Annotated in this window: 11 protein-coding genes; all 11 read left to right on the top strand. The window is 36.2% G+C overall.

What is annotated here, in order from left to right; translation table 11 throughout:
* Positions 1-637: 637 nt before the first annotated feature.
* The 11 genes from rpoB (at position 638) to rplW (ending at position 15,510) form a co-directional block, all read left to right on the top strand.
* Positions 638-4,303 carry a DNA-directed RNA polymerase subunit beta gene (gene rpoB, locus R9X47_RS13170; RefSeq protein WP_432667322.1) on the top strand — a complete coding sequence of 1,222 codons (3,666 nt, stop codon included), beginning with the start codon at positions 638-640 and terminating at the stop codon, positions 4,301-4,303.
* A 238-nt stretch (positions 4,304-4,541) separates the two neighbouring features.
* Positions 4,542-8,057: a DNA-directed RNA polymerase subunit beta' gene (gene rpoC, locus R9X47_RS13165; protein ID WP_432667320.1), complete on the top strand. Its 3,516-nt coding sequence runs from the start codon at positions 4,542-4,544 to the stop codon at positions 8,055-8,057.
* 235 nt (positions 8,058-8,292) lie between these two features.
* Positions 8,293-8,541, top strand: coding sequence for a ribosomal L7Ae/L30e/S12e/Gadd45 family protein (locus tag R9X47_RS13160; protein WP_432667319.1), 249 nt, complete (start codon positions 8,293-8,295; stop codon positions 8,539-8,541).
* A 48-nt stretch (positions 8,542-8,589) separates the two neighbouring features.
* Entirely contained in the window at positions 8,590-9,006 is a 417-nt protein-coding gene (gene rpsL, locus R9X47_RS13155) for a 30S ribosomal protein S12 (RefSeq protein ID WP_432667318.1), read from the top strand.
* Between the two features lie 141 nt (positions 9,007-9,147).
* Entirely contained in the window at positions 9,148-9,618 is a 471-nt protein-coding gene (rpsG, locus tag R9X47_RS13150; RefSeq protein ID WP_432667317.1) for a 30S ribosomal protein S7, read from the top strand.
* A 112-nt stretch (positions 9,619-9,730) separates the two neighbouring features.
* The gene (gene fusA, locus R9X47_RS13145) at positions 9,731-11,803 is read left to right on the top strand and encodes an elongation factor G (protein ID WP_432667316.1); all 2,073 of its coding nucleotides are present in this window, start codon (positions 9,731-9,733) and stop codon (positions 11,801-11,803) included.
* Positions 11,804-11,881: 78 nt separating this feature from the next.
* Positions 11,882-13,075 carry an elongation factor Tu gene (tuf, locus tag R9X47_RS13140; protein WP_432667315.1) on the top strand — a complete coding sequence of 398 codons (1,194 nt, stop codon included), beginning with the start codon at positions 11,882-11,884 and terminating at the stop codon, positions 13,073-13,075.
* 440 nt (positions 13,076-13,515) lie between these two features.
* A complete protein-coding gene (gene rpsJ, locus R9X47_RS13135) occupies positions 13,516-13,833 on the top strand; it encodes a 30S ribosomal protein S10 (protein WP_073152043.1) in 318 nt (105 codons plus the stop codon).
* A gap of 102 nt (positions 13,834-13,935) precedes the next feature.
* The gene (rplC, locus tag R9X47_RS13130) at positions 13,936-14,568 is read left to right on the top strand and encodes a 50S ribosomal protein L3 (protein ID WP_432667314.1); all 633 of its coding nucleotides are present in this window, start codon (positions 13,936-13,938) and stop codon (positions 14,566-14,568) included.
* A gap of 28 nt (positions 14,569-14,596) precedes the next feature.
* Positions 14,597-15,220, top strand: a complete 624-nt coding sequence (gene rplD, locus R9X47_RS13125) for a 50S ribosomal protein L4 (RefSeq protein WP_432667313.1) — start codon at positions 14,597-14,599, stop codon at positions 15,218-15,220.
* On the top strand, positions 15,220-15,510 hold the full coding sequence (gene rplW / locus R9X47_RS13120) for a 50S ribosomal protein L23 (protein ID WP_432667312.1): 291 nt from the start codon (positions 15,220-15,222) through the stop codon (positions 15,508-15,510). The genes rplD and rplW overlap by 1 nt, the downstream gene beginning before the upstream one ends.
* The last annotated feature ends 28 nt before the right edge of the window (positions 15,511-15,538 follow it).

The raw sequence follows: 15,538 nt of genomic DNA, 5'->3' as shown, positions 1-15,538 counted from the left end.
ATGTCTAATTGTAAAATAAAATCTTTATATGAAGATTCAAAAGCTAGATTTTATCTAGAGATATAACAAAATTATGGATTATTTTAATTTTTGAAAGTATATAATTTCCTATGTGTTATAAAAAAATCAATTTTGGGAAAAATACTTAAGTAATATGCAATAGAGAAAATTACATAATTAATCTAATTATCATGAGCATTTATTTAAATCTATTTTTGATTAATAGTATAGGATCTACAGAGTAAAACTGAATCTATGCATATATAAATCTCAATGTTTCTAGGAACTTTTGATATGCATAAATTAATGTTTTTTCTTGAATCTCTATACATTATTATAAAAAACTTAAGTTTATCTAACTAAAATTCAATAGCTTCAATGAAGAGAATAATCTTCTGCTTTTAAGCCGAAGATAATTTTTACCATGTCATTAAAGGAAGTTAAATTCTTTAGATAGAGCTTGTTATGTCTTGAGAGTGATATTTGCGAGAAGACAATGAGAATCGTGACTTTTTGCAAATAGAAGTTTTAAAGGTATATATATGCCCTATCATTTAGAATAGAATTTCCTATGTGTTATATAAAAGGTTTTAAAAATATCGAACCTTTTTATTTTACTATAAGGGGTGAAGAGTGAATGCCACATCCTGTTAAGCTCGGTAGAGGAACAAGAATGAGTTTTTCTAAAATCGATGAAGTAGTTGAAATGCCAAACCTCATCGAAATACAGAAAAAGTCCTACGAATGGTTCTTAAAAGATGGATTGATGGAAGCGTTTAAGGATATTTCTCCTATACAGGATTATACTGGGAACTTGATATTAGAATTTGTAAACTATTCTCTAGATGGAGATCCTAAGTATGATGTAGAAGAATCTAAAGAAAGAGATGTTACCTATGCAGTTCCACTTAAAGTTAAGGTAAGATTTATTAACAAGGAAACTGGAGAAGTTAAAGAGCAGGAAGTATTTATGGGAGACTTCCCTCGTATGACTGAAAAAGGAACATTTATTATTAATGGTGCAGAAAGAGTAATAGTAAGCCAGTTAGTTAGATCACCTGGGCCGTACTACGCAGTTCAAATAGACAAAACTGGTAAGAGACTATACTCAACTACAGTAATTCCAAACAGAGGGGCATGGCTTGAGTACGAAACAGACTCAAACAATATAGTTTCTGTAAGAATAGACAGAACGAGAAAGCTTCCTTTTACAGTATTTACAAGAGCACTTGGATATGGAACAGACCAAGAAATCTTAAACTTGTTTGGAGAAGATGAGAGGCTAATTAAGACCTTAGACAAGGATAGTACACAGTCTCAAGAAGAAGGTTTAATTGAGGTTTATAAAAAGCTTAGACCTGGTGAACCACCAACGGTTGATAGCGCAAGTAACTTAATTAACTCCTTGTTTTTTGATGCGAAAAGATACGATTTAGCAAAAGTAGGAAGATATAAGTATAACAAGAAACTATCTCTAATGGATAGGATAATAGGATTTGTTTCTGCAGAAAATGTTGTTGATGAAAGTACCGGAGAAATTTTAATTGAAAAGGGACAAAAGATCAACAAAGAAATGGCTATTGCTATTGAAAATACAGGAATTAAGACTATTAATATCATTAGTGAAGTTGGAGAAGAAGAAAAGATTGTTAAGGTTATTGGAAATAACTTTGTAGATATTAAAGCTCATATTGATTTTAATATAGACGATTTGAATATTACTGAAAAGGTACATTATCCAGTTTTAAAGGAAATTTTGGATAGCTTTGACAACGAAGATGATATAAAAGAAGCAATTAGGGAAAGAATAAGAGAACTTATTCCAAAGCATATCATTAAAGACGATATAATAGCAACTATGAGCTATATATTAAACTTAGCCCATGGAATAGGTCGAGTAGACGATATAGACCACCTGGGTAATAGAAGATTACGTTCAGTTGGAGAACTTCTTCAAAACCAATTTAGAATTGGTTTATCAAGAATGGAAAGAGTAGTTAAAGAAAGAATGACCATTCAAGATATGGAAGCTATAACTCCACAAGCGTTAATCAATATTAGACCAGTTGCAGCTGCAATCAAAGAATTCTTTGGAAGCAGTCAGTTGTCTCAATTTATGGATCAAACCAATCCTCTTTCAGAATTGACTCATAAGAGAAGACTTTCAGCCTTAGGGCCTGGAGGTTTGTCAAGAGAAAGAGCTGGTTTTGAAGTAAGGGACGTCCATCATTCTCACTATGGAAGAATGTGTCCTATAGAGACGCCTGAGGGACCTAATATAGGACTTATAAACTCACTTAGTACCTATGCATTGGTTAATGAATATGGATTTATTGAGGCGCCTTATAGAAAAGTAGATAAGGAAAGAGGCGTAGTAACTAATAAGATAGAATATTTAACGGCTGATGAAGAAGAAAGACATATTATTTGTCAGGCTAATGAAATATTAGACGAAGAAGGAAGATTTGTAAATAAAAGAGTTATTGCAAGGACAATTAAAGGCGATATGGATGTTGTTCCTAGCACAGAAGTTGACTATATGGATGTATCACCTAAGCAGTTAGTTTCAATTGCTACTGCGATGATACCTTTCCTTGAAAACGATGATGCTAATAGAGCTCTGATGGGTTCTAACATGCAGCGTCAGGCTGTACCACTTGTAGGTACTGAATCGCCAATAATCGGAACAGGAATGGAACATGTAGCGGCAAAAGACTCTGGTGTAGTAGGCCTTGCCAAGCACGATGGTATCGTCGAAAGTGTTTCGGCTGATAAGATAGTAATCAAAAGAGATTCCGATGGTGGAAGAGATAGACATAAACTACTTAAATTTAAACGTTCAAATCAGGGAACCTGTATAAACCAAAGACCACTTGTAGATAAAGGTGAGCGTGTTAAAGTAGGGGATGTATTGTCCGATGGACCATCAACAGATAATGGTGAAATCGCTCTTGGAAAGAATATTCTAATAGGGTTTATGACTTGGGAAGGGTATAACTATGAGGATGCTATCCTCTTAAGTGAAGAGCTTGTTAAAAACGATACCCTTACTTCTATTCATATTGAAGAATACGAAGCAGAAGCTAGAGATACTAAACTTGGACCAGAAGAAATAACAAGAGATATACCGAATGTTGGAGAAGATGCATTAAAGAACCTTGATGAGAGAGGTATAATAAGAATTGGAGCCGAGGTAACATCACAGGATATATTGGTTGGTAAGGTTACTCCTAAGGGTGAAACAGAACTTACCGCTGAAGAAAGATTACTGAGAGCAATCTTCGGTGAAAAGGCAAGAGAAGTAAGAGATACCTCATTAAGAGTTCCGCATGGAGAATCAGGAATTATTGTGGATGTTAAAGTATTTACTCGCGAGAATGGTGATGAACTTCCACCGGGAGTAAACATTCTTGTAAGAGCGTATATTGCTAAGAAGAGGAAAATTAATGTTGGAGACAAGATGGCTGGTAGACATGGTAACAAGGGTGTTATTTCCAGAATCCTTCCTGTTGAAGATATGCCTTTCCTTGAAGATGGAACTCCACTACAACTAGTACTGAATCCCCTTGGTGTACCTTCACGTATGAACATTGGTCAGGTATTAGAGGTACATCTTGGTTTAGCTGCTAAGAAGCTTGGCTGGAAGGTAGCAACTCCAGTATTTGATGGAGCAAAAGAAGGCGACATCATGAATCTTCTTAAAGATTGTGGCTATCCTGAAGATGGAAAACTTCAACTGTACGATGGTAGAACTGGGCAAGCCTTTGACAACCGTGTTACAGTTGGGTACATGTATATGTTAAAGCTTCACCATCTTGTAGATGATAAGCTACATGCTAGAAGTACAGGACCTTACTCTCTTGTTACACAGCAGCCTCTTGGAGGTAAAGCGCAATTTGGTGGACAGAGATTTGGTGAGATGGAGGTTTGGGCTCTTTATGCATATGGTGCTGCTCATACCCTACAAGAAATTCTAACAGTTAAGTCCGATGATGTAATGGGACGTGTTAAAACCTATGAAGCAATAGTTAAAGGTGAAAATATTCCTGAACCAGGAATACCAGAATCCTTTAAGGTATTGATTAAAGAACTTCAAAGTCTATGTCTCGATGTAAAGGTTATAACAGAAGAAGTAGGCGAGATAGAGATTAAAGAGAGTGAAGACGAAGAAATGAGCGAACTAGATTCAATCATGGATAGTGAGGGAGTAATGGATAGCTATCCTGCAGGGATTGAACAAGAGCAACCAGAAGGTTATAGCGAAGTAAGTAACGTAGATGATACAAATAACAATGAAGAATAGAATTTAAAAATAATAAAAATTCAAGATTTTAAATATTCAAGGAAAAAATGATTAAAATCATTATTTTCCTTGAATATATAAATTTTTTTAAAAGTATTAACATCTATAGAATATCTTGCTCTGTACTTTACATATTCAAAGTATAAAAGTAGATAGTGTGTATGGATAAAGACTTAGAGAATGATATCTATAGAAAGTTATTTTAAGTACATTCTAATAAAGAAGGGAGAGAAACTCCTTGATAGAGCTTAATAACTTTGACTCAATTAAGATCGGGTTAGCTTCACCAGAAAAAATTAGACAATGGTCAAAGGGAGAAGTAAAAAAGCCTGAGACTATTAACTACCGTACATTAAAGCCGGAAAAAGAAGGGCTATTTTGTGAAAAGATATTTGGACCTACGAAGGACTGGGAATGTCATTGTGGGAAATATAAAAGAGTTAGATATAAAGGTGTTATCTGTGACAGATGTGGCGTTGAAGTAACTAAGTCTAAGGTCAGACGTGAAAGAATGGGACATATTGAGCTAGCAGCTCCAGTATCTCATATTTGGTATTTTAAAGGTATACCAAGTAGAATGGGTATATTACTTGATATGTCACCAAGATCCTTAGAAAAAGTACTGTATTTTGCTTCATATATTGTTATTGATCCTGGCAACACACCTCTTACTTTTAAGCAATTGCTAACAGAAAAAGAGTATAGAGAATATAGAGATAAATATGGAAATGATTTTAAAGCTGGAATGGGAGCAGAATCTGTAAAGGAAATATTACAAAAGATAGAATTAGAAAAATTATCTAAAGAACTTAAAATAAAGTTAAAAGAGAGTTCAGGACAAAAAAGAGTTAGAACTATCAGAAGACTTGAAGTTGTAGAAGCATTTAGAGCTTCTGATAATAAACCTGAATGGATGATTCTAGATGTTATTCCTGTTATACCACCGGATTTAAGACCGATGGTTCAGCTTGATGGTGGTAGATTTGCTACTTCTGATTTAAATGACTTATACAGAAGAGTAATCAATAGAAATAATAGACTAAATAGACTTCTGGAACTTGGAGCACCAGATATCATTGTAAGAAATGAAAAAAGAATGCTTCAAGAAGCTGTCGATGCACTAATAGATAATGGTAGAAGAGGAAGACCAGTAACTGGGCCAGGAAACAGGCCTCTTAAGTCTCTTTCAGATATGTTAAAGGGTAAGCAGGGTAGATTCCGTCAAAACCTACTAGGTAAGCGTGTTGACTACTCTGGACGTTCAGTTATTGTTGTAGGACCTGAGCTTAAGTTCTATCAATGTGGACTTCCTAAGAAAATGGCACTAGAGCTGTTCAAGCCTTTTGTTATGAAAAAACTAGTTGGTGACGGCTACGTTCATAATATAAAGAGTGCAAAAAGAATGGTGGAAAGAATTAAGCCAGAGGTATGGGGCGTTTTAGAAGAAGTTATCAAAGAGCATCCAGTACTTTTAAACCGTGCTCCAACTCTTCATAGACTAGGAATTCAAGCATTTGAGCCTATTCTAGTTGAAGGTAAGGCTATAAAGCTTCACCCACTTGTTTGTACTGCTTACAATGCCGATTTCGATGGTGACCAGATGGCCGTACACGTTCCACTTACTGTTGAAGCCCAAGCAGAAGCTAGATTCCTTATGCTTTCTGTAAATAATATACTAGCACCTAAGGATGGCTCACCGATTACTACTCCTACTCAGGATATGGTTTTAGGTAGTTATTACCTAACAATAAAAGTAGGTGGAGAGCCTGGGGACGGTATGGTATTTAGAAACTTTGAAGAAATGTATATGGCATATGAAAATAAGGTTGTTGGACTTCATTCTACAGTAAAGGTAAGAATGAGAAGAGGAATAGATGATCCAGGAAAACTAGTAGAGAGTACCGTAGGAAGGTTTATATTTAATGAAAACATTCCTCAGGATTTAGGGTTTGTTGATAGAAGCAATGATTCCTACGATTTAGAGATAGATACTTTAGTTGATAAAAAATTCCTTGGTAAAATAATTGACAAATGCTTTAGAGTTCATGGTAATACAAGAACTGCCATGATGCTTGATCATATTAAATCCTTAGGATTTAAGTTCTCAACCCGTGGAGCAATCACTATAAGTGTATCTGATATGAAAATACCTGCAGCAAAGGAAGCACTTATATCAGAAGCTGAAGAAAAGGTAGATAAGTATAAAAAAGCTTATAGAAGAGGATTAATATCCGACGAGGAGAGATATGAAAGCGTAATTAAAACTTGGCAGGAAACCACAGGCAAAGTTACAGATGCCCTAATGGAAAACCTAGGAGACTTAAATAATGTTTTCATAATGGCTCACTCTGGAGCAAGAGGTAGTAAAAACCAGATTAGACAGCTTGCAGGTATGCGTGGTCTTATGGCAAATGCTACTGGTCATACTGTTGAAATACCTATTACATCCAACTTCCGTGAAGGGTTATCAATACTTGAGTATTTCATATCTACTACGGGGGCTAGAAAAGGTTTAGCAGATACTGCACTTAGAACTGCCGATTCAGGATACTTGACTAGAAGACTAGTTGATGTAAGTCAGGATGTAATAATAAATGAAATAGATTGTGAAACTGATGAAGGCATAGAAGTACATGCATTCACCGATGGAAAAGAGGTAATAGAGCCTTTTTATGACAGAATCGTTGGTAGATACCCATTGAAGGATGTAGTTCATCCAAAGAGTAAAGAAATAATTAGTAAAGCTGAAGAAATGATCACGGAAGACAACGCTGAGACAATAGTAAATAGTGGTATTGAAAAGCTAAGAATAAGAACAGTATTAAATTGCAAGTCGGATCATGGTGTATGTGCAAAATGCTATGGTAAAAACCTTGGAACTGGTAAACTTGTAAATGTTGGAGAGGCTGTTGGAATAATCGCAGCACAATCTATAGGTGAGCCAGGAACTCAGCTTACAATGAGAACATTCCATACTGGTGGAGTTGCTGGAGGAGATATTACTCAAGGTCTACCGAGGGTTGAAGAATTATTTGAGGCTAGAAAACCTAAAGGTCTTGCTATTATTTCTGAGACAAGTGGTGTAGTGTCTATAAAGGATACGACTAAGAAACGTGAAGTTACTGTTACATCAGATGATGGAGAAGCAAAGACATATCAAATAGCCTATGGTTCAAGGATAAAAGTTAAAGAAGGCCAATATGTTGATGCTGGTGATGGAATAACTGCAGGTTCTGTTAATCCACATGATATATTAAGGATTAAAGGAGCTCAAGGTGTTGAAAAATACATCACGAAGGAAGTACAAAGAGTATATAGGATGCAAGGTGTTGATATCAACGACAAGCATATTGAGATAATAGTGAAGCAGATGTTATCAAGGGTAAAGGTTGAAGACTCAGGTGATACAGATATGTTACCTGGTGGACTTGTTAGCATACATGACTTCAAGAAGAAAAATGAAGAAGTTGAGATTGATGGTGGAGAGCCTGCTACATCAAAGAGAGTTCTTCTAGGTATAACAAAGGCTTCTCTTGCTACTGAATCCTTCTTATCTGCTGCATCCTTCCAAGAGACTACACGTGTTCTAACGGAAGCAGCAATAAAAGGAAAAGAAGATAAGCTAAAGGGATTAAAAGAAAATGTAATTATTGGTAAGCTCATTCCAGCAGGTACGGGAATGAAAAAATATAGGAATATAGCCATTTTAGACGGTAGTCCAGAAGAACCTATTGAAGAAAATATAACATTATAATTTTGTTGACATAGGCAGGGTTTGGTGCTAAAATGTTATAGTGTGCAATTTATGTATAGTTGACTTTTATACTACTTAAGGATTATAAGCAGATTTGCATAAGAATAAACAAATTTCAAGTAGAATAAATTTTTCGGGAAATCAAGTTGAGAGGACTGTTTTCCGAAAAATTTATCTTGGAATTAAATGTATATAATTATGTAAATCTTTAAGTGTAAAAAAAGGAGGATGCTATATGCACTTAATGGAATTAAGAAAGCAAAACAAGCTTAAGGTAGGAGTTAAACAATCTGCAAGGGCTGTCAATGATGGAAGAGTTGCGACTCTATTTGTTGCTAAAGACTGTGAGCAACATGTCGTAAGGAACATTGTTGATTCTGCCAAGGAAAAAAATGTTCAGATTGTTTATGTTGAATCCATGAAGAAGCTTGGAGATGCATGTGGAATTGACGTCGGTGCTGCAACAGCAGTTATAATAAAATAAACTGGGTTACAAGTTAACTCAAAAAAGAAATTGGAAGGAGGTGTAGGGATGCCAACTATAAACCAATTGGTACGTAAAAGCAGAAAGCAATCTCAGAAAAAATCAACAGCTCCTGCTTTACAAAGAGGTTTTAACTCATTAAAAAGAATGCCTACAAAAACGAGTGCACCACAAAAAAGAGGTGTGTGTACTGCTGTTAAAACTGTGACACCTAAGAAGCCAAACTCAGCCCTTAGAAAGGTTGCCAGAGTTAGACTTACTAATGGTATTGAGGTTACAGCTTATATACCTGGTATAGGACACAACTTACAAGAGCATAGTGTTGTACTTATAAGAGGTGGTAGAGTAAAAGATTTACCGGGTGTTAGATATCACATAGTAAGAGGTACTCTTGATACTGCAGGAACAGAAAATAGAATGCAATCTAGATCTAAGTACGGTACTAAGAGACCTAAGAAAAAATAAAACAAAGCTATGCCGGTTATAATAAAAATATCCTCCTCCTCTTTGTAGGAGGGGTTTTATATAATTAATGCAAATAGCGCACAGTCGGCAATCTGTTTGTCGAGTACCGATGAATGAAAAATTTTTTGGGAGGGAAGAAAAGTGCCAAGAAAAGGTAATGTTCCAAAGAGAGAAGTGTTGCCAGATCCGTTATACGGAAGCAAAGTGGTAACTAAGTTAATCAACAGTGTAATGTTAGATGGTAAAAAAGGTACAGCTCAAAGAATCGTATACGATGCATTTGAGGTAATAAAAGAAAAAACAGGTAAAGAGCCACTTGAAGTATTTGAAGAGGCTATGAATAACATTATGCCTGTATTAGAGGTTAAAGCTAGACGTGTTGGTGGTGCTAACTACCAAGTACCGATCGAAGTTAGACCTGCAAGAAGACAAACATTAGGTCTTAGATGGTTAGTTGGATATACTCGTAAAAGAGGCGAGAGAACAATGGTTGATAGACTATCTAAGGAAATAATGGATGCTGCTAACAACACAGGTGCGTCTGTTAAGAAGAAAGAAGATACTCACAAAATGGCAGAAGCTAACAAGGCGTTTGCTCATTACAGATGGTAAAATAAAAATAAAAAAAATAAAAATAGAATTTAACATAGACTTAAAATATATATGTTATTATTATTTCGGTGTTTTAATTCCTATAGTGTTTTGATAGAAAGGAGGAAACAAGGTGTCAAGAGCCTTTCCTTTAGAAAAAACTAGAAATATCGGTATCATGGCCCACATCGATGCCGGAAAGACAACAACTACAGAAAGAATATTATTCTACACTGGAAGAACTCATAAGATTGGTGAAGTTCATGAAGGTGCTGCTACTATGGACTGGATGGAGCAGGAGCAGGAAAGAGGTATAACAATAACTTCGGCTGCAACTACTGCACAATGGGCAAATCATAGAGTAAATATTATAGATACACCGGGCCACGTGGACTTTACTGTTGAGGTTGAAAGATCTCTTAGAGTTTTAGATAGTTCTGTAGCTGTATTCTGTGCAAAGGGTGGTGTTGAACCACAATCAGAAACTGTTTGGAGACAGGCAGATAAGTATGGTGTACCTAGAATGGCGCTTGTAAACAAGATGGATATAACAGGTGCTGACTTCTTTAGAGCAGTTGACATGATGAAGGATAGATTAAAAGCAAATGCAGTACCGATTCAATTACCAATAGGTGCAGAAAATGACTTTATTGGTATAGTAGATCTTGTGGATATGAAAGCAAGAATCTACAAAGATGATTTAGGTCAAGAAATCGAAATAACAGAAATTCCAGCTGAATTGGCTGATCAAGCTGAAGAATATAGAATGGCATTAGTTGAAGCAGTAGCAGAAAACGATGAAGAATTAATGATGAAGTATCTAGAAGGTGAAGAACTTACAGAAGAAGAATTGAAGACGGGTATTAGAAAAGGAACTATCGAAAATACAATCGTTCCAGTTCTTTGTGGTTCAGCTTATAAAAATAAAGGTGTACAGCTATTGCTTGATGCAGTAATCGCGTATATGCCATCACCACTAGATATTCCAGCTATAAAGGGTACTTTAGTTGATACAGAAGAAGAAGCTGAAAGAAAAGCTGATGATAGTGAACCTTTCTCAGCACTAGCTTTCAAAATCATGACTGACCCTTATGTTGGAAAGCTTGCTTTCTTCAGAGTTTACTCTGGAACATTAGATGCAGGTTCATACGTTTACAACTCTACAAAGGGTAAAAAAGAAAGAATTGGACGTATTCTTGAAATGCATGCTAATAAAAGAGAAGAAATTAAAAAAGTTTATGCAGGTGACATTGCATCTGCAGTTGGTTTGAAATTCACTACAACTGGGGACACTTTATGTGACGAGGATAATCAAATTATACTTGAATCTATGGAATTCCCAGAGCCAGTTATTAGAGTTGCTATAGAGCCTAAAACTAGAGCAGGTCAAGAAAAAATGGGTATTGCTTTATCAAAGCTTGCTGAAGAGGATCCAACATTTAAAACTTATACCGATGAAGATACTGGTCAGGTTATCATTGCTGGTATGGGTGAACTTCACCTTGAAATCATCGTTGACAGACTACTTAGAGAGTTTAAGGTTGAAGCTAATATAGGTAAGCCGCAGGTTGCATATAGAGAAACTATTACTACTGCGACTGACATTGATGCGAAGTTCTCAAGACAATCTGGTGGTAGAGGTCAATACGGTCATGTTAAGATGAGAGTTACTCCTCAGGAACCTGGTGCTGGATACGAGTTTATAAACAAAACTGTTGGTGGATCTATTCCTAAAGAATACATTCCAGCGGTAGACAATGGTGTTCAAGGTGCTATGGAGAATGGTATATTAGCAGGCTATGAAGTAGTGGATGTAAAGGTTGAAGTTTATGATGGTTCTTACCATGAGGTTGACTCATCTGAAATGGCATTTAAGATCGCTGGTTCTATGGCGTTTAAGGATGCTATGAAGAAAGGAAATCCAGCACTTCTTGAGCCATACATGAAGGTTGAAGTAGTTGTACCGGAAGAATATTTAGGAGACGTAATGGGAGACCTTAACTCTAGAAGAGGTAAGCTAGAGGGTATGGAAGCAAGAGCGGGAGCTCAAGTAATAAGAGCCCATGTACCACTTTCAGAAATGTTCGGATATGCAACTGATCTTCGTTCTAAGTCTCAAGGTCGTGGTAACTACACAATGCAGTTTAGCCACTATGAGCAAGTACCTAACAGTATAGCTGAGAAGATCATTGAAGGTAAGAAATAATTAAAAACAAATTAAATGTATATTAATGTTTTAAATATAAAATATTAAATTATATGTGTTTTAAGGAGGAAAAGAAAGATGGCAAAAGCTAAATTTGAAAGAAATAAGCCCCACGTAAACATAGGAACAATAGGTCACGTTGACCACGGTAAGACAACATTAACAGCAGCAATCACAAAGACATTACACCACAGATACCAATTAGGTGAAGCAGTAGCGTTTGACAACATAGATAAGGCACCAGAAGAGAGAGAAAGAGGAATTACAATCTCAACAGCACACGTTGAGTACGAAACACCAAACAGACACTACGCACACGTAGACTGCCCAGGTCATGCCGATTACGTTAAGAACATGATCACAGGAGCAGCACAAATGGATGGAGCGATCCTAGTTTGTTCTGCAGCAGATGGTCCAATGCCTCAAACAAGAGAGCATATCCTATTATCAAGACAGGTTGGTGTACCATACATCATAGTATTCCTTAACAAGTGTGACATGGTAGACGACGAAGAATTATTAGAGCTAGTAGAAATGGAAGTAAGAGAACTTCTTGACGAATACGAATTCCCAGGAGATGACACTCCGATAGTAAGAGGATCTGCACTTAAAGCATTAGAAGATCCAGATAGTGAGTGGGGAGACAAGATTCTTGAATTATTCGAAGCAGTAGACAGCTACATTCCAGAGCCAGAGAGAGATACTGACAAGCCATTCCTAATGCCAGTAGAGGACGTATTCTCAATCACAGGAAGAGGAACAGTTGCTACAGGAAGAATCGAAAGAGGAATCGTAAGAGTACAAGACAACATAGAAATCGTAGGAATGACAGAAGAAACAAGAACAGTAGTAATCACAGGAGTAGAGATGTTCAGAAAGCTTCTAGACGAAGGAAGAGCTGGAGATAACATCGGAGCACTTCTTAGAGGTGTACAAAGAACAGAGATTGAAAGAGGTCAAGTATTATGTAAGCCAGGATCAATCAAGCCACATACAAAGTACAAAGCACAAGTATACGTACTTAAAAAAGAAGAGGGTGGAAGACATACACCATTCTTCAATAACTATAGACCACAGTTCTACTTCAGAACAACAGACGTTACAGGAGCAATCACATTACCAGAAGGAACAGAAATGTGTATGCCTGGAGATAACATCGAAATGGAAATCGAATTAATTACACCAATCGCAATCGAAGAAGGTTTAAGATTCGCTATCCGTGAAGGTGGTAGAACAGTAGGAGCAGGTGCTGTTGCTAAGATTATAGAATAATCTTTCCATAATAAATAAGTCAAACCTAGAAGATACAATCTTCTAGGTTTGCATGCTTTAAATGGTTCCAAGTTACAATTTGCAAGTTTTAAGAAAAAAATAATTTAAAAACTTGGAGCTTGGAAATTGTAACTTGGAACTATAGAATTTTGAACTATTTGAAGAAATAAAATTTAAAATTCTGAATAATTCATTTAGGGCTTGAAAAAAGAAAAGAATTAGTATATAATATCAAAGTATGTGTGGACTGCGATGAGGCAGAAGGTTGCAGCTAAATAGCTGGGTGAATTTCTGCTGAGAAGTGTCCGTTCTTGAATCGGGCGACGAGGAACTTACATCTCCTTTATTTTTATTTTTAAAATGTGAACACCCGGGAGAGTGTACATTGTTCCAGTCGTACGTACAAATTCATTACGTGCGATGAGAAGGAGGGAAAAAAGATGGCTAATAAAGCAAACCAAAAGATTAGAATAAGATTAAAGTCTTATGATCACAAGGTGTTAGATCAATCTGCTGTTAAAATAGTTGAAACAGCTAAGAAAACAGGTGCTGAGGTTTCTGGTCCTGTGCCGTTACCAACAGAAAAGCAGATTATAACAATTCTTAGAGCCGTTCATAAGTATAAGGACTCTAGAGAACAGTTTGAAATGAGAACACACAAAAGACTTATCGATATTCTAAGTCCTACTCCAAAGACAGTTGATTCTCTTATGAGATTAGACTTACCAGCTGGGGTAGATATAGAAATCAAACTTTAAGAGTGAAGCTAAGATAATAGGTTTATATAGAAGCATAAGCCTGCCTTTCTTAGTATGATTGCAAATGTGTAATCCGCTGTAAGATTAATAGGAGGTGTAACAATGAAAGGGTTAATTGGAAGAAAAATAGGTATGACTCAAATCTTTACTGAAGAAGGTAATGTAATACCTGTAACAGTAGTTGAAGCTGGCCCGAACTATGTAACTCAAATCAAAACTATGGAGAATGATGGTTACGTTGCGATCCAAGTTGGTTTTGAAGACAAGAAGAGCAAGAGAGTGAATAAGCCGGCTAAAGGGCACTATGAAAAATCAGGTGTAGCACCTAAAAAAATTGTTCAAGAATTCGTTGTGAGTGATGCAAGTGCTTATAGCTTAGGACAAGAAATTAAGGCTGACATCTTCAGTGAAGGACAAAAAATTGATATTCAAGGAACTTCAAAGGGTAAAGGAACTCAAGGTCCAATAAAGAGACATAATCAAAGTAGAGGTCCAGAAACTCACGGTTCTAAATATCATAGAGGACCTGGTTCGATTGGTGCAGCGTCATTCCCAGGAAGAGTATTCAAAGGTCAAAAAATGGCTGGTAGAATGGGAAATGAAACAGTAACGGTACAAAACCTTGAAGTAGTAAAAGTAGACAGTGAAAGAAATGTTCTTTTAGTAAAAGGTGCAGTACCAGGACCAAGAAACGGAATTATTACAATAAAAGAGGCCGTAAAGGGCGTTAAATAGACTCTAACTAGGGAAAGGAGGATGTAAAGTGCCTAAAGTTGATGTATTAAATGTTTCCGGTCAACGCGTGGGAGAAATAGAGCTAAACGATGGCGTGTTTGGCATAGAAGTAAATCAGCACGTATTATACGAGGCTGTTAAGAATTATCTTGCTAATCAAAGACAAGGTACACAATCTGCAAAGACTAGAGCAGAAGTAAGAGGTGGAGGCAGAAAGCCTTATAGACAAAAAGGAACTGGTAGAGCTCGTCAAGGGAGTTTAAGAGCGCCAAACTTTGTTGGTGGTGGTGTGGTATTTGCACCAAAGCCAAGAGATTACAGCTATAAGCTACCTAAGAAGGTTAAGAGACTTGCTATAAAGTCAGCTCTTAGTTCGAAAGTTCAAAACGGAGAAATCATTGTACTTGAAGAATTAACAATGGATGCTCCTAAGACAAAAGATATGGTAAGTATACTTAAAAACATAAATACAGCTAAAAAAGCTCTTATTGTTTTAGGTGACAAGAACGACAATGTTACAAAATCAGCAAATAATATTCCTGGAGTTACTACTTCAATAGTGAATAACATAAACGTTTATGACATATTAAAGTATGATACATTTGTTGTAACGAAGGAAGCAGTTCAAAAGCTTGAGGAGGTGTACGCATAATGAGAACACCTTACGATATCGTGATTAAACCGATAATTACTGAAAAAAGTATGGAAGATATGGCGGAAAGCAAATATACTTTTGAAGTTCTTAAAACTGCTAACAAGGCTGAAGTTAAGAAGGCAGTTGAGCAATTATTCGGTGTTAAGGTTGACAAAGTAAGCACTATGAATGTTAAAGGTAAAGAAAAAAGAATGGGTAAACACGTAGGTAGAAGAAAAGACTGGAAAAAAGCTATTGTTAAATTAGCTGCAGACAGTAAGCCTATCGAATTCTTTGAAGGTATGTAGATAGATTTTCAAACGGTAGAAGGAGGGA

Origin of the sequence: Wukongibacter baidiensis, from assembly GCF_050888315.1 — a bacterium.
In the GTDB taxonomy this organism is placed as follows: Bacteria; Bacillota; Clostridia; order Peptostreptococcales; family Caminicellaceae; genus Wukongibacter; species Wukongibacter baidiensis.
The sequence above is the reverse complement of the archived record's forward strand: the minus strand, read 5'-3'. Positions and strand labels throughout refer to the sequence as shown.

Excerpts from the sequence above, each read along its gene's own strand:
- rpsL (WP_432667318.1), top strand. The coding sequence starts at position 8,590 with ATGCCAACTATAAACCAATTGGTACGTAAAAGCAGAAAGCAATCTCAG.
- rpoB (WP_432667322.1), top strand. The coding sequence starts at position 638 with ATGCCACATCCTGTTAAGCTCGGTAGAGGAACAAGAATGAGTTTTTCT.
- R9X47_RS13160 (WP_432667319.1), top strand. The coding sequence starts at position 8,293 with ATGCACTTAATGGAATTAAGAAAGCAAAACAAGCTTAAGGTAGGAGTT.
- tuf (WP_432667315.1), top strand. The coding sequence starts at position 11,882 with ATGGCAAAAGCTAAATTTGAAAGAAATAAGCCCCACGTAAACATAGGA.
- rpsJ (WP_073152043.1), top strand. The coding sequence starts at position 13,516 with ATGGCTAATAAAGCAAACCAAAAGATTAGAATAAGATTAAAGTCTTAT.
- rplC (WP_432667314.1), top strand. The coding sequence starts at position 13,936 with ATGAAAGGGTTAATTGGAAGAAAAATAGGTATGACTCAAATCTTTACT.
- rplW (WP_432667312.1), top strand. The coding sequence starts at position 15,220 with ATGAGAACACCTTACGATATCGTGATTAAACCGATAATTACTGAAAAA.